At 67.7% G+C, this 19,842-nt stretch carries 21 protein-coding genes; 2 read left to right on the top strand and 19 right to left on the bottom strand.

The window, feature by feature from the left end:
• Positions 1-45: 45 nt before the first annotated feature.
• The 11 genes from NBG84_RS19145 to NBG84_RS19095 all read right to left on the bottom strand — a co-directional run bounded on the left by NBG84_RS19145 (position 46) and on the right by NBG84_RS19095 (position 9,922).
• Entirely contained in the window at positions 46-939 is an 894-nt protein-coding gene (locus tag NBG84_RS19145) for a diacylglycerol kinase (protein WP_250920717.1), read from the bottom strand.
• Positions 940-1,227: 288 nt separating this feature from the next.
• Positions 1,228-2,190, bottom strand: a complete 963-nt coding sequence (tatC, locus tag NBG84_RS19140; RefSeq protein WP_250920716.1) for a twin-arginine translocase subunit TatC — start codon at positions 2,188-2,190, stop codon at positions 1,228-1,230.
• A 62-nt stretch (positions 2,191-2,252) separates the two neighbouring features.
• Positions 2,253-2,546 carry a Sec-independent protein translocase subunit TatA gene (gene tatA, locus NBG84_RS19135; RefSeq protein WP_250920715.1) on the bottom strand — a complete coding sequence of 98 codons (294 nt, stop codon included), beginning with the start codon at positions 2,544-2,546 and terminating at the stop codon, positions 2,253-2,255.
• Positions 2,547-2,944: 398 nt separating this feature from the next.
• On the bottom strand, positions 2,945-3,142 hold the full coding sequence (locus tag NBG84_RS19130) for a hypothetical protein (RefSeq protein WP_250920714.1): 198 nt from the start codon (positions 3,140-3,142) through the stop codon (positions 2,945-2,947).
• 10 nt (positions 3,143-3,152) lie between these two features.
• On the bottom strand, positions 3,153-3,434 hold the full coding sequence (locus tag NBG84_RS19125) for a hypothetical protein (protein WP_250920713.1): 282 nt from the start codon (positions 3,432-3,434) through the stop codon (positions 3,153-3,155).
• A gap of 119 nt (positions 3,435-3,553) precedes the next feature.
• Positions 3,554-4,570 carry a helix-turn-helix transcriptional regulator gene (locus NBG84_RS19120; protein WP_250920712.1) on the bottom strand — a complete coding sequence of 339 codons (1,017 nt, stop codon included), beginning with the start codon at positions 4,568-4,570 and terminating at the stop codon, positions 3,554-3,556.
• 16 nt (positions 4,571-4,586) lie between these two features.
• Positions 4,587-5,567 carry a helix-turn-helix transcriptional regulator gene (locus tag NBG84_RS19115; RefSeq protein WP_250920711.1) on the bottom strand — a complete coding sequence of 327 codons (981 nt, stop codon included), beginning with the start codon at positions 5,565-5,567 and terminating at the stop codon, positions 4,587-4,589.
• Between the two features lie 145 nt (positions 5,568-5,712).
• Entirely contained in the window at positions 5,713-6,084 is a 372-nt protein-coding gene (locus NBG84_RS19110; protein WP_250920710.1) for an FKBP-type peptidyl-prolyl cis-trans isomerase, read from the bottom strand.
• Positions 6,085-6,180: 96 nt separating this feature from the next.
• Positions 6,181-7,119, bottom strand: coding sequence for an FKBP-type peptidyl-prolyl cis-trans isomerase (locus tag NBG84_RS19105; protein ID WP_250920709.1), 939 nt, complete (start codon positions 7,117-7,119; stop codon positions 6,181-6,183).
• Positions 7,120-7,249: 130 nt separating this feature from the next.
• Positions 7,250-8,611 carry a Pup--protein ligase gene (gene pafA, locus NBG84_RS19100; protein ID WP_250920708.1) on the bottom strand — a complete coding sequence of 454 codons (1,362 nt, stop codon included), beginning with the start codon at positions 8,609-8,611 and terminating at the stop codon, positions 7,250-7,252.
• A gap of 9 nt (positions 8,612-8,620) precedes the next feature.
• Complete coding sequence (locus NBG84_RS19095; RefSeq protein ID WP_250920707.1) at positions 8,621-9,922, bottom strand: MFS transporter; 1,302 nt, start codon at positions 9,920-9,922, stop codon at positions 8,621-8,623.
• A gap of 144 nt (positions 9,923-10,066) precedes the next feature.
• On the opposite strand from NBG84_RS19095, the gene NBG84_RS19090 reads away from it, so the two are divergent.
• A complete protein-coding gene (locus tag NBG84_RS19090) occupies positions 10,067-11,257 on the top strand; it encodes a LacI family DNA-binding transcriptional regulator (RefSeq protein ID WP_250920706.1) in 1,191 nt (396 codons plus the stop codon).
• A gap of 114 nt (positions 11,258-11,371) precedes the next feature.
• On the opposite strand, the gene prcA is transcribed toward NBG84_RS19090, so the two are convergent.
• The 6 genes from prcA to arc all read right to left on the bottom strand — a co-directional run bounded on the left by prcA (position 11,372) and on the right by arc (position 17,480).
• Positions 11,372-12,136, bottom strand: coding sequence for a proteasome subunit alpha (prcA, locus tag NBG84_RS19085; protein WP_250920705.1), 765 nt, complete (start codon positions 12,134-12,136; stop codon positions 11,372-11,374).
• Positions 12,137-12,198: 62 nt separating this feature from the next.
• The gene (gene prcB, locus NBG84_RS19080; RefSeq protein WP_250920704.1) at positions 12,199-13,044 is read right to left on the bottom strand and encodes a proteasome subunit beta; all 846 of its coding nucleotides are present in this window, start codon (positions 13,042-13,044) and stop codon (positions 12,199-12,201) included.
• Positions 12,996-13,370, bottom strand: coding sequence for an endonuclease VII domain-containing protein (locus NBG84_RS41150; protein ID WP_250920703.1), 375 nt, complete (start codon positions 13,368-13,370; stop codon positions 12,996-12,998). The genes prcB and NBG84_RS41150 overlap by 49 nt, the downstream gene beginning before the upstream one ends.
• A 225-nt stretch (positions 13,371-13,595) precedes the next feature.
• Positions 13,596-13,811 carry a ubiquitin-like protein Pup gene (locus NBG84_RS19070; RefSeq protein WP_250920702.1) on the bottom strand — a complete coding sequence of 72 codons (216 nt, stop codon included), beginning with the start codon at positions 13,809-13,811 and terminating at the stop codon, positions 13,596-13,598.
• A 149-nt stretch (positions 13,812-13,960) separates the two neighbouring features.
• Complete coding sequence (gene dop, locus NBG84_RS19065) at positions 13,961-15,472, bottom strand: depupylase/deamidase Dop (RefSeq protein WP_345780617.1); 1,512 nt, start codon at positions 15,470-15,472, stop codon at positions 13,961-13,963.
• Between the two features lie 241 nt (positions 15,473-15,713).
• Positions 15,714-17,480 carry a proteasome ATPase gene (arc, locus tag NBG84_RS19060; RefSeq protein ID WP_250920701.1) on the bottom strand — a complete coding sequence of 589 codons (1,767 nt, stop codon included), beginning with the start codon at positions 17,478-17,480 and terminating at the stop codon, positions 15,714-15,716.
• Between the two features lie 273 nt (positions 17,481-17,753).
• On the opposite strand from arc, the gene NBG84_RS19055 reads away from it, so the two are divergent.
• Complete coding sequence (locus NBG84_RS19055; protein ID WP_250920700.1) at positions 17,754-18,065, top strand: ferredoxin; 312 nt, start codon at positions 17,754-17,756, stop codon at positions 18,063-18,065.
• Between the two features lie 58 nt (positions 18,066-18,123).
• On the opposite strand, the gene NBG84_RS19050 is transcribed toward NBG84_RS19055, so the two are convergent.
• Both NBG84_RS19050 and NBG84_RS19045 read right to left on the bottom strand, forming a co-directional pair.
• Complete coding sequence (locus NBG84_RS19050) at positions 18,124-18,705, bottom strand: hypothetical protein (RefSeq protein ID WP_250920699.1); 582 nt, start codon at positions 18,703-18,705, stop codon at positions 18,124-18,126.
• 236 nt (positions 18,706-18,941) lie between these two features.
• Positions 18,942-19,829 carry a tRNA (adenine-N1)-methyltransferase gene (locus tag NBG84_RS19045; RefSeq protein ID WP_250920698.1) on the bottom strand — a complete coding sequence of 296 codons (888 nt, stop codon included), beginning with the start codon at positions 19,827-19,829 and terminating at the stop codon, positions 18,942-18,944.
• Between the last annotated feature and the right edge of the window lie 13 nt (positions 19,830-19,842).

The raw sequence follows: 19,842 nt of genomic DNA, 5'->3' as shown, positions 1-19,842 counted from the left end.
CACTGGCCGCCTTCCTGGCGGTGGGGCTACGCCCCAGTACGGCTTCTAGCCCCCGGTGAGGACCCGTACCGCGCCCCTGACGCACTCGGCGGTCAGCGGCAGGGGGCCCAGCGGCTCGCCATCGGCGTATCCGGTGACACCGGCCGCCTCCAGGGTGACCGAGCGGGCCCGGTGGACGGTGACCTTGGGATGGTTCAGATGCGTTCCCCGGTAGACGCGCGGAACCACTCTGAGCAGGGTCGTACGCGTACAGTCCGCGACGATGGTCACGTCGAAGAGCCCGTCGTCCAGCTTGGCCCCGGCGCAGACACGCATGCCGCCGCCGTAGGAGGGGCCATTGCCGACGGCGATCAGGGTGGCCTCCAGCCGCCGCGGAGGGCGGTCGTCGAGCGTGACGCGGTAGGAGATGGGGCGCAGCGCCGCCAGCTCCGCCACCATGGCCAGGTCATAGGTGAACCGGCCGCCGGCCCAGCGCATCCGGTTGGCCCGGTCGTTCACCCGGGAGTCAAAGCCCGACGCCAGGACCGTACCGAACCATTTCCGCCCCACCCGGCCCAGGTCGACCCCCTGGGTCGCCCCGCGCTCCAGGGCCCGCGCGGTCAACCGGCCGGACCGTGCCGGGTCACGTATTGGCAGCCCCAACGCGCGGGCGAAGTCATTGCCGGTGCCCACCGCGATCACCCCGAGCGGGGTCGTGGTCCCCGCGACGGCCTGGAGCGCGAGCGATACCAGCCCATCGCCGCCCACCGCTATCAGCGCCTCGGTACCGCCGTCCACGGCTGCCCGTGCCCTGCGCAGGGCATCGAGGCCGTCCTCGCCGACCAGGGTGCGTACGGGGAATCCGGCATCGCGCAGCGCACGGGCCGCGGGTTGGGCTGCATGTGCACCGCGGCCTCGGCCTGCGGTGGGGTTGACGAGGAGGGTGATCTCGCGGGTCATCAGCGGGACGCTACTGCACTCGGGAGGGAGCGTAGGGGCTCTCGTTCAGATCCTGCCAGGCTCTCCCCCTGGGCCCTGCGGCCCGGAAGGTACCCCCACCCCTGGGCCCTGCGGCCCGGGAGGTACCCCCACCCCTGCACCCTGATGGCACAGGGCGTACCCCCAGCCTGCACCGTCACAGCCCGGAAGGTACCCCCGCCCCGCATCCCTGAGGGCACGGGAGCTTGGGGGCCGGACGGTCTCGTCCGGCCCCAGTCATCGATGTGGTTCTGCGGATCTCCGTGCTGACTAGGTGATGTCGTCGTAGCCGCTGCGCCGACGGGCCGGGCCGCCGTCCCCGTTCGCCTGCTCCGGCAGGGCGCGGGCGGCCGAGACGGGCTCGATCCCGCCGATGCCCTCCGGAGTGAGGTCCAGGTCGGACGCCTCATCGACATCCGGGCCCTTGGCCTCGCGGATCGCCCGGCGGCGGTCGTTCAGCAGGGAGAATCCGGTGGCGACGAAGTACAGCAGGGCGATGGGCACCGCCAGGGCCAGCATGGTGAGCGGGTCGGTACTGGGGGTGGCGAACGCCGAGAAGACCGTGATGCCCATGATCATCGCGCGCCACCAGCCGAGCATCCGCCGCCCGGTGACCACCGAGCCGAGGTTGAGCAGCACCAGAAGCAGCGGCAACTCGAAGGCGAGCCCGAAGACGATCACCATACGGGTGACCAGATCGAGCAGATCATCCAGCGGAAGCAGGTTGTCCACGCCGAACGGGGTGAACTCGATCAGCACCTTCGCCGTGGTCGGCAGGACCTGGTAGGCGAACCAGCCGCCACCGAGGAAGAGGGGGAAACCCGCGCTGACGAAGGCCAGTGCGTACTTCTTCTCGCTCTTGTGCAGACCGGGCGCGAGGAACGCCCAGAGCTGGTAGAGCCAGATCGGCGAGGCAAGGACCATGCCCGCCATCAAGGAGACCTTGAGCGCGAGGGTGAACGGCGTCAGAAGACCATTGATGGTGATCTCCGCGCAGGTGGTGCCCTTGGGCTGGTTCCTCAGCTCGGAGAAGGTCTCGGGACATCCGACCGAATCCAGGACCGGCCTGGTGAAGAAGTTGATGATGTCGTTGTAGAAGAAGGCGGCGATGATCGTGACGATGACGATCGCCAGCAGCCCCTTCGCGAGCCGGTTCCGCAACTCGCGCAGGTGCTCCACGAGGGGCATCCGACCCTCGGGGTCCTTCTCCTGCTTGCGGGCAGACTTGAGCAACCCACGTCCTCATCTCGTGCGACAGGCCCGCACCGGTGACCGGGCCTGTGGGCGGCCCTAGCTCAGCGCTGGGTGGAGTCCGTCGGCTCTGCCACGGGACGTGCGCTGCTCACATCGCCGGGCGCGGCCTTGATGGTGCGGGGCAGCGGCGACTGGTCCTCGGGGGTGCCGGGCTGCGGCGGGTCCGCCGGGGCGGTCTGCTGACCGTCCGACTTCATCGCCTTCGCCTCGCTCTTGAGGATACGAGCGGACTTGCCCAGCGCACGGGCCATGTCAGGAAGCTTCTTGGCGCCGAAGAGCAGAACGATGACAAGGAGGATCAGAGCGATCTCCCAAGGGCTGATCCGTCCAAACATAAGCTTGTACCTTCTCACCGAGGCGGCATGGGGCTGAGCTGCGGTCGCGGTGGACTGCATCGAGCCGCGACCAGTTGTGATCGTAACTCTCACGGGTGAACACAAGGCAATCCCCTTGCGTACTCCTGTTAGCGGCTGGCGCCTCATCACCTGTCGCCGCCGTCCCTCAGCGTACCGCCCAGCCGGGGCATAGAGCAGAGGTGCGATCGGGGCTGATCACCCCGGTGACGTCCGCCCCTTCGTACCGGGCGGATGCGCTCCCCCTGGAGGCTTACCTTCCGGATCTATCCCGGTCTCCCCCGCTCTCCCCCCGGTCTCCACGGGCGGAACCCGCCTCCATCGGTGGTGGGGAGTGACGGCGGCCCGGCCGTACCACGCCCATCGGGGATGGCGCGGAGTCAGCGGAGCGTCTCCCCCGAGCGAGCCAGGTCGGTCGCCGCGCGCTCCAGATCCTCCACGGCACGGCCGATGCGGTCGGTGGTACGGGCGACCTCGCGCCCCAGGCGCTGGGTCTCGATGAAGACCCGGGCACCGAGGATGCCAAGGACCGCGATCCCGAGGAAACCAAGAACAATAGCGATCATGGGCCAGAACATGGGACCGAGCCTAGACCGTCCCCACCCCGGGTCCCGTCCCCATCGGTGGGGCCAGGCGCAGCGTGCGCACCCCGCCCACGGTCAGCATCTCCACGATCCGCTCCCCTGCCGGCTTGCGCACGGACGCACCGCACTCCGGGCAGGTGAAGGAGTAGAAGGTCGTCCGATGGCTGGCACCGATCGCCAGCCGCAGCGCGTCAGCCGACAGCTCGCAACGGGCACGACAGTCAGGGCAGCGGGCTTGAAACAGCACGGGCCCCCGCGAGGAGGCAACTGATGACATCAGAGACATACGGCGCAACTCTCCCTATCTGACCGACGCGCTGACTTGCACTTCTGGCCGCCGCCCAGCACGGCCGACCCTGTGGGCCGCTGGTCCCCGACCGCCCGGCCGGCTCCCAGGACCACGTCCTACACCTGGCCGGTCGCCTGTTCCGGCTGCGGGACCTGGGGGATGCCTCCGCCCGCTGGCTGGGGCTGGGCCTCATAGGCAGCGAGTGCCTCCTTCGCCGCGCGGCGCGCGCTCTCCGCCAGTTCGACCGGCGCCACGATCCGCCCGTCCCGCCCCAAGCGCAGCGCCAACCTGCGCAGCGACGACGGGGACGGGGTGCGCACGGTGATCCGCAGACCACCGCCGGGCAACTCCTCGGCACTGTCATGGGGGTAGTACTCGGCCACCCAGCGGCCCCCCGGGCCGACCTCGACGATCACCTCAGGGTCATCAGCCGACGGCTGAACCAGCGCCTCGGAGAGGTCCCGCAGTTCAAGCTCCGGCGGCGCCGCCGGGGCGTCCAGCAGTTTGATCTCCGCAACCCGATCCAGCCGGAAGGTCCGGCGCGCCTCCGAGAGCCGACACCACGCCTCCATATAGGTGTGCCCGACCGCGAAGAGCCGGATGGGATCGACCTCCCGCTCGGTCAACTCATCGCGCGCGGGCGAGTAGTAGCGCAGCCACAGCCGCCGCCGCTCCGAGATCGCCCGATCCACCTCGGCGAAGACCCCACCCTCGGACTCGAAGGTCACCGAGAGTCGAGAGCTCGCCCCCGCCGCCTCACCGGCCGCGGCCTCCAACTTGGCGGTGGCCCGCAGCAGCGCCTCCCGGTCGCCCTCACGCAGCCCGGGCAGGGTTGACACCGCCCGCGCCGCCACCAGAAGCGCGGTCGCCTCGTCCGCGGCGATACGCAGCGGCTCAGCGACATCGTCCGGGTTGTGCCACCAGATACGGTCGCCGTCGGTGTCGATGTCCAGCAGATCGCCGCCGCGGAAGCTCGTCCCGCACATCGGCAACACATCGAGGTCCGAGATCAACTGATCCTCGGTGATCCCAAAAGCCCGAGCGACATCCCCCACGCGCGCGCCGGGGCGCTCGCGCAGATAGGTCACCAGCGAGAGCATCCGCCTGGTCTGGTCAATGGCGTTGGCGGCCATGGTCGTAGGAGTCCCCTCAGCCCTGGGCCACAGCGCGCAGCCGGTCCATCACATCGGCCCGCAGATCAGCGGGCTCCACCACCACGGCATCCGGCCCGAACTCCACCAGCCAGGCGTCCAGCCCATGCCCGTACGGGATCTCCAACTCATCCCAACCGGAACCCAGTTCCCTGACCGCTGTCGCCCTCGCCCGCAGCGGATAACCGCAGTCGGTACGCAGTCTGATCCTGGCGGTTCGGGTCGCGGTCTCACCCGCCCAACTCTCGACCGTCTCACGGACGGTGACGACGTCCGGCACGACAGCGGTGAAGGCACCGGCACGGGAGCGGACCTTGCCGGTGATACGGGAGAGCCGGAAAACCCGCTCCGCACGCCGTTCGCGGTCCCAACCCGCCAAGTACCAGTGGCCGCGCCAGCATTCAAGGGTCCAGGGCTCCACCTGCCGCTGCTCGGGGCTGGCGGCCGTGGCCTTGCGGTAGTCAAAGGTCACCGGGCGTCGATCGCGGCAGGCGAGCATCAACGGTTCGAACGCGGCCTCATGGACCGGGATGCGTGGCTCCAACGCACTGAGCTGGCTGTCATCCGAATCCTCGGCCTCCGGCATCCCGGCCGCGCGCAGCTTCTGGAGCGCACCGCTGGCCGCGCCGGCGAGCCGTGCCTGTTGCCAGACCCGGGCGGCCACCCCCAGGGCGGCGGCCTCCTCGGCGTCCAGGGTGATCGGTGGCAGGCGATTGCTGTCCCGGCGAGCGAGATAGCCCATCTCACCATCGAGGTTCTCCACGGTCTCGATCACCAGACCGAGTTCCCGCAGATCGTCCTTGTCCCGCTCGAACATCCGGTTGAAGGAGTCATCGGAGCTTCCCGCGCCCTCCCCCGGGCCGAACGCCTCCACATAGGCCTCGATGGAACCGCGCAGCTCACGCTTGGAGAGCGGGCGCCGCGTCCCGAGGAGACACAGCGCCAGATTCATCAGCCGCTCGGCCTTGGCAATCGCCATCGACGCCCTGCACCTCTATCTGATTCGAATCGCTTCCGCCCCTGATGACCGTACCGCCCCGGGGTGTCCGGACAAAAGCCGAAGGCCCATGCTCCCAGGAGCATGGGCCCTTACCGGCCGGTTGGAACCGGAGGATCGATACCGGTCAGACGGCGATCAGGTCACAGACGAAGATCAGCGTCTCGCCGGGCTTGATCGCGCCACCCGCGCCGCGGTCTCCGTACGCCAGGTTCGCGGGGATGACCAACTGGCGACGGCCGCCGACCTTCATGCCCTGCACGCCCTTGTCCCAACCAGCGATGACCTGGCCGACGCCCAACTTGAACTGAAGCGGATTGCCGCGGTTCCAGGAGGCGTCGAACTCCTCGCCGGTGGAGAAGGCCACGCCCACGTAGTGGACGGAGACAACGTCGCCGGCCTTGGCCTCGGCGCCGTCACCTTCCCAGATGTCCTTGATCTCCAGGTCGGCCGGCGGCTCGCCGCCCGGGAAGTCGATCTCGGGCTTCTCGATGCTCACTACAACTGCTCCTCTAAGTCGTGAAGGCGGCAACCCGAACAGTCTTGCACTTCGGACGGTGTGCCGCCGCCCGGGGCCGATCAGCGGGGCGACCGCTTACGGCTTGGTCAGCAGATCGACCGAGAACACCAGCGTGGCGTCCTTGGGAATGCCCTGCTGCTCCGCGTCGGGGAAGCCCTGGCCAGGCGGAATGACCAGCATCACACGGCTACCGAGCTTCTTGCCGATCACACCGTCCTTGATGCCCTTGACCGGGATCTGGTCCAACTTCCAGGTGATGGTGGCATCGGACTGGTAGGTGCCGCCGAGCGGCTTGGAGTCCTTCCAGAGGGCCGCCTCGTACTTCACCACAACGCCGTCCTTGGCGGTCAGCGCCGGGCCGGTGCCCTCCAGGATGTAGGAGGCGACAAGCTCCTTCGGCGGGGCCGAGGTGGGAATCGTGAGCTTCGGGGCCTTACCGTCGGTGTTCGTCCCGACCTTCGGCAGGTCCTTGTTGTCCTGTGCGACCTCGGTACCCTTCGCCGAGACCGGGACGGACTTCGCCGAGACGACGTCCATGACGAACACCAGCGTGGCGTTGGGCTTGATGTCGCCCTGCCCCTGAGCGCCGTAGCCGAGGTCCGCCGGGATCGACGCCTCAAGACGGCTGCCGACCTTCTGTCCGTCCAGCGCCTTCTGCCAGCCCTCGATGACGCCACCGCCACCGATCGACACATCGAACGGCTGGCCGCGGTCGAAGCTGTTGTCGAAGGGCTTGTCCTCGTCCCACTCCTGACCGAGGTAGTTCACCTGGGCCAGATCGCCCTTCTTGAGGGTCGCGCCCTTGCCCGCGCTGATGACCTCGACCTTGAGCTGCTTGGGCGGATCGCCCTCGCCCTTGGCCAGAGTCGGCTTCTGGCCGAACTTCTCACCAGCGGTGATGGCGGGCAGGCCGCCCTTGGACGAGACGGAGTCAGAGCCCTTGTCCTCGCTGCCGCAGGCCACTGTCGACAACAGCAGCAAGGGGGCGACAAGAAGGCCGGCTAGTCGGCGCACGTGTTCCTCAGATCTCAGACGTCACTACGGTCCCCGACACTCTAGGGCGTGCCAAGGGCCCCGCACGAAGAACGCACGGGGCCCGAGTGGCGTTCCAGACGTGTGTACGCGTCTGGGCTCGCCGTAGTCGCTACATGCCTGCGATGAGCTTCTCCACCCGGTCGTCGACCGAGCGGAACGGGTCCTTGCAGAGCACGGTGCGCTGCGCCTGGTCATTGAGCTTCAGGTGGACCCAGTCGACGGTGAAGTCCCGGCGCTGCTCCTGCGCCCGGCGGATGAAGTCGCCGCGCAGCCTGGCCCGGGTGGTCTGCGGGGGCACCGACTTGCCCTCGAAGATCTTGACGTCATTGCAGATCCGAGCGGCCTGTCCCCTGCGCTCCAGGAGGTAGTACAGCCCGCGCCTGCGGTGGATGTCGTGGTAGGCGAGGTCTATCTGGGCGACCCGCGGATGCGACATGGTCATGTTGTGCTTGGCCCGGTACCGCTCGATGAGCTTGTACTTCATGACCCAGTCGATCTCGGTGCCGATCCGGTCGAGGTCTTGCGCGTCGATCGCGTCGAGCGCACGGCCCCAGAGCTCCAGGACCTGATCGACCGTGCCGGTGCGGATGCCGCGCCGGTCGACGAAGTCCACGGCCTTCTCGTAGTACTCACGCTGGACCTCCAGGGCGGAGGCCTCACGTCCGCTGGCCAGCCGTACCTTGCGCTGGCCGGTGATGTCATGGCTGACCTCGCGGATCGCCCGAATGGGGTTCTCCAGGGTGAGATCGCGTATCACCGTGCCCGCTTCGATCATGCGGAGCACCAGATCGGTGGCGCCGACCTTCAGCAGCATGGTCGTCTCGGACATGTTGGAGTCGCCGACGATGACATGGAGACGGCGGTAGCGCTCGGCGTCCGCGTGCGGCTCGTCACGGGTGTTGATGATGGGACGCGAACGGGTGGTCGCGGAGCTGACGCCCTCCCAGATGTGCTCAGCGCGCTGGCTGACGCAGTAGACAGCGCCACGCGGGGTCTGGAGCACCTTGCCCGCGCCGCAGATCAGCTGACGCGTGACCAGGAAGGGGATCAGGATGTCCGCGAGTCGGGAGAACTCGCCGTGGCGGGCGACGAGATAGTTCTCATGGCAGCCGTAGGAGTTTCCCGCCGAGTCGGTGTTGTTCTTGAACAGATAGACGTCGCCTGCGATGCCCTCCTCATGCAGACGGCGTTCAGCGTCGACAAGCAGACCTTCGAGAATGCGCTCGCCTGCTTTGTCATGGGTGACCAGCTCGGTCAGGTTGTCGCATTCGGGTGTGGCATATTCCGGATGCGAGCCCACATCGAGATACAGACGGGCGCCGTTCCGCAGAAAGACATTGCTGCTGCGGCCCCAAGAGACAACTCGGCGGAAGAGGTAGCGCGCCACTTCGTCAGGTGACAGTCGGCGCTGTCCCCTGAACGTGCACGTGACGCCGTACTCGTTCTCCAGCCCGAAAATGCGGCGGTCCATGTCTGAACATTACGCCTCAAGCCCTGAGCTGAAACCGGGTTCGGCGGCCCCGTTCCGATCATTTTCCGATGACGCCTTCGGCTGACCGTAAACCTCGTCTTCGAAACTCACGATGTCCGTGGTGCGTCCGGGAACCGCCAGCACCCGTTGGGTGGCCATCAGGACCAGGAGCGCGGCGATGCCCCCGGCCCCCGCGACGGCGAAGCTCCAGTCGGTGCCGCCCCACTCGGCAGCGGGCCCAGCGGCAGCGGTCCCGGCGGCAGCGCCGACCCCGAACGTCGTCACCAACCAGGAGAACGCCTCGGTCACCGTCCCCCGCGGGGCATGTCGATCGACCACGATGAAGGCGCAGGCGATGGCGGGAGCGAGGAAGACACCGGCGATGACGGAGAGCACGGTCATCGGCACCACCCCCGGAGTCAGCGCCAGCGGCAGATATCCGACCGCCAGCAGGGCGATCAGGACCAGCAGTCTGCGCTCGGGCGCACCTGCCCACTGCCGTGCTCCGTAGAAGACGCCACCGATCAGCGCGCCGAGGCCGAGCGCGGCCATCAGCAGTCCGTAGATCGACTCTCGGCCGTGATCGTCCGCGTAGGCGACGCCGGCGACCGTGATCGAGCCGAGCGCGAGCCCGACGAAGAAGAACGCCCCCAGCAGGGCGAGCAGTCCCGGGGAGCGCAACGCCCCGAGCCAGTGGGCCTCGCGAGGTGCCGAACGCCAGGCCCGGGACGGTTTGGACGACACGACGGAGAGCGCGCCGAACACACCGATGACATTGATCACCAGCAGGGCGGCGCCGGCCGACCAGAACGAGACGATCAGGGTGATCAGCAGCGGACCGAGGGTGAACAGGATCTCCTGGGCGACCGCGTCCAGGGCATAGGCCCGGTGCACTCGCTCCTGACGCCCGAGCACACTGGGCCACAGCGCCCGCAGCCCGCCTTCGAGGGGCGGGGTGAAGAGACCGGCCACGGCCACGGCCGCATAGGCGAGGAGCAGTGAGTCGAGCCCGACGGCCGCGAACAGCACCATGCCGAGGGCCGAGACCACGGCGGCGGGCAACTGGACCCGCGGCTGCCCCCGTAGATCGATGGCGCGCCCCAGCAGGGGCTGGCCTATCGCCGTTGCGATGCCATAGGCCGCGGCGAGGCCGCCCGCGAGGGTGTAACTCCCGCCTTCGGCCCTGGTGAAGAGCACGATGGCGATATGGGCTGTGGCATTGGGCAGCCGCCCCACCAGGGTGCCGGCGAGCAGGCGCGCGGCATGCGGTGCCCTCAGGATGTCCGCGTACCCCGTGGCTCCCGCACCCATGTTCCGCCCCTCTCCCCCGGCAGCCCGGGGTGTTACGTATAACTTCCGTCGTCATACGTATCATGTCGACAGTTCGCGGGTCTACGGTGCCGCCACCGCGGACCCCAGGGACCGGGCGGCTGGCACAGCCTGAGGACGGCATCCATGGCGAACGGCTCCCCACCGGACGGGACCCCCGCCCCGCCGCCGACCCCGGGCGCAGCCGGCGGTCCCGATGGGCAGACCCACCGGGAACCCTTACTCACCACACCGCCGGCGAACCGGGCCCCGCACGACGCCCCTGCCGCGCGGGAACCCGCCGGCGTCCCGAGCGCTGCCGCCGGAGCCAGGCCCACCAGCCGGGATGTGGCCAGGTCCGCCGGGGTCTCGCAGGCGACCGTTTCTCTCGTGCTCGGCGACAAATGGCGCGGCCGGGTCTCCGTCCGTACCGCCGAAACCGTGCGGGACGCTGCCCGCGCCCTCGGCTACCGCCCCAATCTCGCGGCCCGAAACCTACGGCTCGGCTGCACCAGAACCGCGCTCCTCGTCGTCCCCGCCCTCACCAACGAGTTCTTCGCCCGGGTCTACACGGGTGCCGCGGCCCTCGCCGCCGACCACGGGTTCGGCGTTGTCATCTATCCGTCGCCGGACGGCATCGGACCCGCCAAGAACCCCTTCGCGTCCTCCCGCGCCGCACTCGACGGCGTCATCGCCTCCTCCATGGCCGCGAAGGCGCTGACCGATCTACGCGGTACGGATCTCCCGCTGGTGATGCTCGACAGCGACCCGGCCGACCAAGAGGCGGCGGCCCGCGTCAACCTCGACATCGGCGATGGGATGCACCAGGTCGCGGGGCATCTGCTGGAACTGGGCCATCGCCGGTTCGTGCATCTGGCGTCGGCCATCCCCTCCTGGACCTTCGACGTTCGCGCCCGGGCACTCGCCTCCGCGCTCGCCACCGTGCCGGACACCTCGCTACGGACCGTGCGCGCCGCCTTCGATGTGGGCGCCGCCCTGGAGGCCACTGACCGCGCCCTCTCCGGCCCGGGGCCGCGACCGACCGCCGTGGTCTGCGACAGCGACATCCTGGCCGCAGGCGCGTGCAAGGCCGTACGGCGACTGGGGCTGAGCGTCCCCGAGCAGGTCTCGGTGACCGGATTCGACGATCTCACCCTCGCCTTGGCGGTGGAACCCGAGCTCACCACGGTGGGCCTGCCCGCCGAGAAGGTGGGCGAACGAGGCATGGCGGCGCTGCTGGCGATCCTCGAAGGCCGTGCCCCGGACGTGGGTGACCTACCGGTCGAACTGATCGTGCGGGGCTCCACCGCGGCCGTTCCCTCGGGCAACGCCTCCTAGTCCCACCCCGTACCCCAGCCGGCGCCAGGGGCCGGGGCGACGCCACGGGGCAGGGCGGAAACAGCGGTGCCCCGACCGTGAACCGGCCGGGGCACCACCAGAGCGGGCGGGCGACTACTTCTCGCCGCCCTCACTCTCCTCCGTATCCGATGGCGCGTCCGTCGGAGCCGAAGCCGCGCCGTCCGCTTCCAGCAGCCGGACCAACTGCCGTCCCACGATCCGCTTGAACTTCCGCTGCTGCGGTCGCGTACGGTCCAGGACCGCGACCTCCAGCCGGTCCGCGGGAATCTCCCGATCCGCGCCGTTGGGCTGGTTGGAGAGCGCCTGCACAGCCAGCTTCAACGCCTCCGCGAGAGACATCCCCTCGCGGTGCCGCTGGTCGAGGAAGGTGCTGATCTGCTCGGCACTACCGCCGACCGCGACCGAGCCGTGCTCATCCACGATCGACCCGTCGTGCGGCAGCCGATAGATCTGGTCGCCGTCCGAGGTGGCCCCCACCTCGGCAACGACCAACTCCACCTCATACGGCTTCTCGGCCGCACTGGAGAAGATCGTGCCAAGCGTCTGGGCGTAGACGTTGGCCAGACCGCGAGCTGTCACATCGTCACGGTCGTAGGTGTATCCACGCAGATCGGCGTAGCGCACACCACCGATGCGAAGATTCTCGTACTCGTTGTACTTTCCGGCGGCAGCGAAACCGATGCGGTCATAGATCTCGCTGAACTTGTGCAGGGCACGGGACGGGTTCTCGCCGACGAAGACAATGCCGTCGGCGTATTGCAGCACAACCAGGCTGCGTCCGCGGGCGATGCCCTTCCGGGCGTACTCCGCCCGGTCCTGCATGGCCTGTGCGGGGGAGACATAGAACGGTGTCGTCACCGGCTATCCGTCCCTTTCTGTCAGTGGCATGGGGGCACCGCCCGGCGGTGGCCAGGGGAACATCAGAGCAGCGCGGCGCGCGGGCCGTCGGGCTGTTCGAGGCGGCGCTCCAGGATCGAGCGGGCGATCTCGGACGACTCTTCCGCTTCGAGCTTGCGGACGCCGTCCTCGGTGATGACGGCGACGATCGGATAGATCCGCCGAGCCACATCGGGCCCACCGGTCGCCGAATCGTCATCCGCCGCGTCATACAGCGCCTGCACCACCAGCATGGTGGCCTGCTGCTCGGTGAGATCGCCGTGGTAGAGCTTCTTCATCGCCCCACGGGCGAAGATCGAACCAGAACCGGTGGCCGCGAAGCCCTGCTCCTCGGACCGGCCGCCGGTGACGTCGTAGGAGAAGATCCGGCCCCTTCCCCGGTCGACGTCGTAGCCGGCGAAGAGTGGCACCACGGCGAGACCCTGCATCGCCATGCCGAGATTGCTCCGGATCATGGTGGAGAGCCGGTTCGCCTTGCCCTCCAGCGAGAGCTGGGTGCCCTCGACCTTCTCGAAGTGCTCCAACTCCAACTGGAAGAGCTTGACCATCTCCACCGCGAGACCGGCCGTACCGGCGATTCCCACGGCCGAATACTCATCGGCGGGAAACACCTTCTCGATATCGCGCTGCGCGATCATATTGCCCATCGTGGCCCGCCGGTCTCCGGCGAGCACCACGCCGCCGGGGAACGTCGTGGCGACGATGGTGGTGCCGTGCGGCGCCTGGATCGCCCCCTGCACGGGCGGCAGCGCTCGCTTCCCGGGCAGCATCTCCGGGGAGTGGGCTCCCAGGAAGTCCATGAACGAGGACGAGCCGGGCGTCAGGAAGGCAGCTGGTAGACGCCCGGTGCTACGAGTGTTGGCTTCCACGCGTTTCCCTCCACATATGCGGCGGCCCGTCGCATCGCCCCGGGCCTGTCCTTGAACTGCCCCAGTGCCGCATTGCAGCTGAAGCACAGTACGACACGGACCCTACCCGTCCCATGGTCGTGATCCACATGCTGCGGCCGGGCCGAGAGGCAGATGACGCACACCCCGCCCTGCCGGACCACCAGATCCTTCAACTCGTCGGGGCGCAGGCCGTATTCGCGCCGGAAGCGGCCCTCCCGATTCCGCTCGGCCCGGCAGGGTCGGCAGTAGCAAGCCCAGCCGTCGGACGAGCTCTTGCCGGGCTCCCATTCCGTGTGCGGCCTCACCTGCGCACACCCGGGACGGCGCTTGTGTCCGGGCGGTACCGGCGCCTCGCCCCGGACCGTGAGCCCTTTGGCCTCCTGGCGCTGCCGGCAGTGCTCGGCCGAGCACTGCCTGCGGTACGCCTGGAGACCTTCGCGCCGGGACCTGCCGCTGGCGAATCGCTCGCTCGGCCATGTCCGTCTGCACCGAGAGCTTCTCTCCCCTTGATGCAATTCGGACATAAAGAACTACTCGCCACCCTTTTGGACGAATGACCGCACGAAGTCCTCGGCATTCTCCTCCAGGACGTCGTCGATTTCATCGAGGACGGAATCCACGTCATCGCTGAGCTTTTCCTGGCGCTCCTTGAGGTCCTCGGAAGCCTGCGCGTCCTGCGCCTGCTCCTCGACCTCCTCCGTGGAACGCGTGGCCTTCTGCTGCCCGCCGCCGGTGTCGTTCGCCATGTCCCTCACCCCGCTCGGTTTGCCCTGATGTGAGTCGGTTAGGTCAAGATCAGACCCTACAAGCTGGGCCCGAGATCGGCCCCGCACTTTCCTCAACGTCCGAGGGCCACCTCCATGATTCCCGGAGATGATTCCCGAACGGGAACCTTTTAGCCGCCCGAGAGCACCCGGACCAGATCTTCCGCGGTGCGGCAGCGATCCAGCAGTTCCTTGACGTGGTTACGCGTGCCACGCAGCGGCTCCAGGGTCGGTACCCGCTGGAGCGAGTCACGACCGGGGAGGTCGAAGATGACCGAGTCCCAGGAAGCCGCGGCCACGTCGTCCGCGTACTGCTCCAGACAGCGCCCTCGGAAGTAGGCGCGGGTGTCCTCAGGAGGCTTCTTCCCGGCCCGTACGACGTCCTGCTCGTCCAGCAGCCGCTTCATCTTCCCGCGGGCCACCAGCCGGTTGTAGAGGCCTTTCTCGGGCCGTACGTCCGCGTACTGGAGGTCCACCAGATGGAGCCTGGCGGCATCCCAGTCCAGGCCGTCCCGGCGCCGGTAGCCCTCCATCAGCTCCTTCTTCGCGATCCAGTCCAGCTCGCCGGAGAGGCTCATCGGATCGTTCTCCAGCCGGTTGAGCGTGTCCTCCCAGCGGATCAGCACGTCCTTGGTCTGGTCGTCGGCGTCGGCGCCGAAGCGCTCCTCGACATACTTTCTGGCCAGCTCGTAGTACTCCATCTGGAGCTGAACAGCGGTGAGTGTCCGGCCGCTGCGCAGCGTGATCAGCTGGGTGAGACCTGGATCGTGCGAGACCTGGTGCAGGGTGCGCACCGGTTGGTCCACCGCGAGATCAACCGCGATAAAGCCATCCTCGATCATGGAAAGCACCAAGGCGGTCGTGCCGAGTTTGAGATACGTCGAAATCTCGGAAAGATTGGCATCGCCGATGATCACATGGAGCCGACGGTATTTCTCGGCATCGGAATGCGGCTCGTCGCGGGTATTGATGATGGGGCGCTTGAGGGTGGTCTCCAGGCCCACCTCGACCTCGAAATAGTCAGCTCGCTGACTGATCTGGAATCCATGCTCATGACCGTCCTGGCCGATTCCTACGCGTCCGGCGCCGGTGACGACCTGTCGGGAGACGAAGAACGGAGTGAGGTGGCGCACGATGTCCGAGAACGGGGTTTCCCGCTTCATCAGATAGTTCTCGTGCGTCCCGTAGGAGGCACCCTTGTTATCGGTGTTGTTCTTGTAGAGGTGGATCGGTTGGGCGCCGGGGAGTTGGGCGGCGCGCTCGGCTGCCTCGGCCATGATCCGTTCGCCCGCCTTGTCCCAGAGCACCGCGTCGAGCGGATTGGTCACCTCGGGTGAGCTGTACTCCGGATGAGCGTGGTCGACATAGAGCCGGGCGCCATTGGTGAGGATCACATTGGCCAGGCCGATGTCCTCGTCGGTGAGCTGGCTGGAGTCGGCGACTTCGCGGGCGAGGTCGAAGCCGCGGGCGTCCCGCAGCGGATTCTCCTCCTCGAAGTCCCAGCGGGCGCGGCGCGCCCTGTGCATCGCCGCCGCATAAGCGTTGACGATCTGGGACGAGGTGAGCATGGCATTGGCGTTCGGGTGGCCCGGGACGGAGATGCCGTACTCCGTCTCGATGCCCATTACTCGCCGTACAGTCATGCGGCCCTCCTTGCCCTGCGCCACTCCCCTCCGGGAGCGGCGCTCAAGTACCGCTGGTGCTTCCGATGCGCGCATGCGGTGCCCGACCCCGCGGCGCGCGACTCGGCGGTACGGATGAGCCTAGAACGCTCTCGCGCCGGTGGGGAGATCAATTGCGTCATTGCTGGGGTGTGGCCGGACCTGTCGGGAAAGCAACCGGCTGCGGATGCCCGGCCGGGGGCATCCGCAGCCGGTGTGCCTCCTACAGGTACTGACCGGTGTTGGCCACCGTGTCGATGGAGCGACCGGTGTCCGCGCCCTGCTTTCCGGTGACAAGGGTGCGGATGTAGACGATCCGCTCGCCCTTCTTGCCGGAGATACGGGCCCAGTCGTCCGGGTTGGTGGTGTTGGGCAGGTCCTCGTTCTCCTTGAACTCATCCACGCAGGCCTGGAGGAGGTGGGAGACGCGAATGCCCTTCTGGTTGTGGTCGAGGAAGGCCTTGATGGCCATCTTCTTGGCCCGGTCGACGATGTTCTGGATCATCGCGCCGGAGTTGAAGTCCTTGAAGTAGAGGACTTCCTTGTCGCCGTTGGCGTACGTGACCTCCAGGAAGCGGTTCTCCTCGGATTCCGCGTACATCTGCTCCACGACGGACTGGATCATGGCGTGGGCGGCGGCTGGCTTGGAGCCGTTGTGTTCGGACAGATCGTCCGAGTGCAGCGGCAGGGTGGACGTCAGGTACTTCGCGAAGATGTCCTTCGCGGCCTCCGCGTCCGGACGCTCGATCTTGATCTTCACATCGAGGCGGCCGGGGCGCAGGATCGCGGGGTCGATCATGTCCTCGCGGTTGGAGGCGCCGATGACGATGACGTTCTCCAGGCCCTCCACACCGTCGATCTCGGCGAGGAGCTGCGGGACGATGGTGTTCTCCACGTCGGAGCTGACCCCGGACCCGCGGGTGCGGAAGAGGGACTCCATCTCGTCGAAGAAGACGATGACGGGGGTGCCCTCGCTGGCCTTTTCCCGGGCCCGCTGGAAGACCAGGCGAATGTGTCGCTCGGTCTCACCGACGTACTTGTTGAGCAGCTCGGGGCCCTTGATGTTGAGGAAGTAGCTCTTCCCCGCGGGCTGGCCGGTGACTTCGGCGACCTTCTTGGCAAGGGAGTTGGCGACGGCTTTGGCGATCAGTGTCTTGCCGCAGCCTGGCGGACCGTAGAGCAGGATGCCCTTCGGCGGACGCAGCTCGTGCTCTTTGAAGAGGTCGGGGTAGAGGTAGGGCAGCTCGACCGCATCGCGGATCAGCTCGATCTGGTTGCCCAGGCCGCCGATCTTGGTGTAGTCGACATCCGGGACCTCTTCGAGGACGAGTTCTTCGACCTCGCTCTTGGGGACCACTTCGTAGACATAGCCGGAGCGGGGTTCGAGCAGCAGGGCGTCACCGGGACGGATGGTGATGTCCAGCAACGGCTCGGCGAGCCGTACCACTCGCTCTTCGTCGGTGTGGCCGACGACCAGGGCGCGCTCGCCGTCCTCAAGGATCTCCTTGAGGGTGACGATGTCCCCAGCGCGCTCAAACTCCATGGCCTCGACCACATTGAGCGCTTCGTTGAGCATGACTTCCTGGCCGCGTCGGAGTTCCTCAAGCTCGACGCTGGGGCTGACGTTCACCCGGAGCTTGCGGCCCCCGGTGAAGATGTCGCAGGTGCCGTCCTCGTTGGTGTGCAGGAAGACACCGAAGCCTGCCGGCGGCTGTGCGAGCCGGTCGACTTCTTCCTTGAGGGCCACGATCTGGTCGCGGGCCTCACGGAGCGTGTTGGCAAGTCGCTCATTTTGTGCGGACACGCCGGCCAGATTCGTCTGCAATTCGACGATCCGCTCTTCGAGAATTCTCGTGTGCCGCGGAGAGTCGGCGAGCTTGCGGCGCAGGACGGCGATTTCCTGCTCTAGGTAGGCGACCTGGCCGGCTGGGTCTTCAGACCCCCGCCCCGGCCGGATGCCGCGGTTGATGTCGTCGTCGTGGGCTGCCACGGTCCTCACCTCCTCCAAGGGGAGCTGGACGCTTCCTGACCCTACCTGCGTGGGTGGTGATTGAAACCCCTAGATCACAAAGACGATGGAGCCGTGTCCGATCTTCACCCTTGCGCTCTCCCTCGCCTCAGGGGAATACCCACCCATCAACATCGGAAAGCCGCCGGTTGTATCGTCGAACTGTTCAACACCCGTCAGACCCGGCGCGACTTGCCTCACTTTCGGTCACATCACTCAACATCGCGCCACCCGACGATGGAAACGGCAGGAGACATGAGCGTGCAGCACGAGGCCCCACCCGAAGCCACGACGGAGCCCCTGGAGGTCTGGATCGACCAGGATCTGTGCACCGGGGACGGGATCTGTGCCCAGTACGCGCCAGACGTCTTCGAGCTGGACATCGATGGGCTGGCCTATGTGAAGAGCGGGGACGACGAGCTGCTCCAGGCCACGGGCGCGACGACACCCGTGCCCCTGCCGCTGCTGCGGGACGTGGTGGACTCGGCGCGGGAATGTCCGGGTGATTGCATCCATGTACGACGCGTTTCGGACAGAGTGGAAATCTACGGCCCGGACGCTGAGTAACAATTCCAATACGCAGCGTATCGATCTAGAGAGAATAGGGCTTCTGCCCCGCTTCGCCCTAGAGCGCCCGATCCAGCGCGGCTTCTGTGGTGCGGACGAACTTGCCACCCTGCCAGCGCCATTTGACGCTCTCCCGCTCGTCCGGACAGCAACTCGGGACATCCATCGAGGAGTACCCGAGCAGGGTCGCGGTGATGGCGCCCTCCCTGATGGAAAGGTCGGTCACACTGCGTTTGGCACCCGGTTCCACCAGGGTCGCGACCACCCGGATGCTCCGGTCACCGGCGGCGGTCAGGACGAAGACCCCCGCGGGTGGGGTTCCGGAACCGGCGTCACACCGCGCCGCAACAACGGTCTCCGGCTTGTCATCCCCATCGAGATCGCCGGTCGCGCGCTGGATGACCACGCTCGGCACCCCCGGGCACTCCAGGGGGAGCCGTACGGCGGCCGGGTCGGGCGCTGGTGCGGGAGCGGCGGCGATGGCACTGCCGGGCTTCGAAGCGGGCTCTTTCGCGATGGCCGGACCGGTGGGGAGCAACCCCGCGAAACCCACCACCGCGGCCATGGCGGCTGCGGTGGCGAGCCAGTGCACCGGACGGGTCTGTGTGTGCGCGAGGTCCGGGACGGCGGAGGTCTGCACGCGTGAAGTCTCCTGAGCATACGGAGCCGGCGGAGGTGTCGGCGGCGGGCGGGAGGTTTGCATCGTGCCATACGTCACAGCCATGGGGAACAGCGGGGTAGGCACGGTCTCATGGGGCTTCGGCAGCGGAGTGCGGGCCCGTGTTCCTCCAACGCGAGGACGCCGCCGCCGAGTTCCCCACTGCGAAGTAGGGCCAGTGGGGAACTCGACGGCGGCGTCGGGGTTCTGCGGTGGTGTCAGCCCTTGTTCGGGCCGTCGTAGTCGTCGCCGTACGCGCCCTTGGCGGGACGGCGGCGGCGCATCGGAGGCTCCACGCCGTCGGCGAGACGGCGGGCGGTCACCAGGAAGCCGGTGTGGCCGATCATGCGGTGGTCCGGCCGGACGGCCAGGCCCTCCACATGCCAGTTGCGGATCATGGACTCCCAGGGCTGCGGCTCGGCGAAGCAACCGATCTCGCGGATGGACTCGACGGTCCGGGCGAGCTGGGTGGTGGTCGCCACGTAGCAGCAGAGGATGCCGCCGGGAACAAGCGCCTTGGAGACGGCCTCCAGGCACTCCCAGGGGGCGAGCATGTCCAGGATCACACGGTCCACGTCGGCGTCGTTCAGATTGTCCTGAAGGTCACCGACGGTGAGCTGCCAGGCAGGGTGGGGACCGCCGAAGTAGCGCTCGACGTTCTGCTGGGCGATCTCGGCGAAGTCCTGGCGACGCTCGTAGGAGTGCAGCATGCCGTGGTCACCGATGGCACGCAGCAGAAAGGCACTGAGGGAGCCGGAGCCCACTCCGGCCTCGACGACGCGTGCGCCGGCGAAGATGTCGGCGAAGGCCAGGATCTGCCCCGCGTCTTTGGGGTAGACCACGGCGGCGCCGCGGGGCATGGACAGGACATAGTCGGGGAGCAGGGGGCGCAGCGCCAGATAGGCGACGTTTCCCGTGGTTCGGACAACACTGCCCTCAGGAGCGCCGATCAGCTCGTCGTGCGGGAACGACCCTTTGTGGGTGTGGAAGTTCTTTCCCGCTTCGAGCGTGAACGTGTAGTGGCGTCCCTTGGGATCGGTGAGCTGGACCTGGTCCCCGACCTTGAAGGGCCCGCGTCGGCGGGCGGCACCGGTCGGTTCGGACATGTGACCAGCCTAC

Origin of the sequence: Streptomyces albipurpureus (assembly GCF_023701525.1) — a bacterium.
Classification (GTDB): domain Bacteria; phylum Actinomycetota; class Actinomycetes; order Streptomycetales; family Streptomycetaceae; genus Streptomyces; species Streptomyces albipurpureus.
Note: the sequence above shows the minus strand (reverse complement) of the source record. Positions and strands in the feature narration are given on the sequence as shown.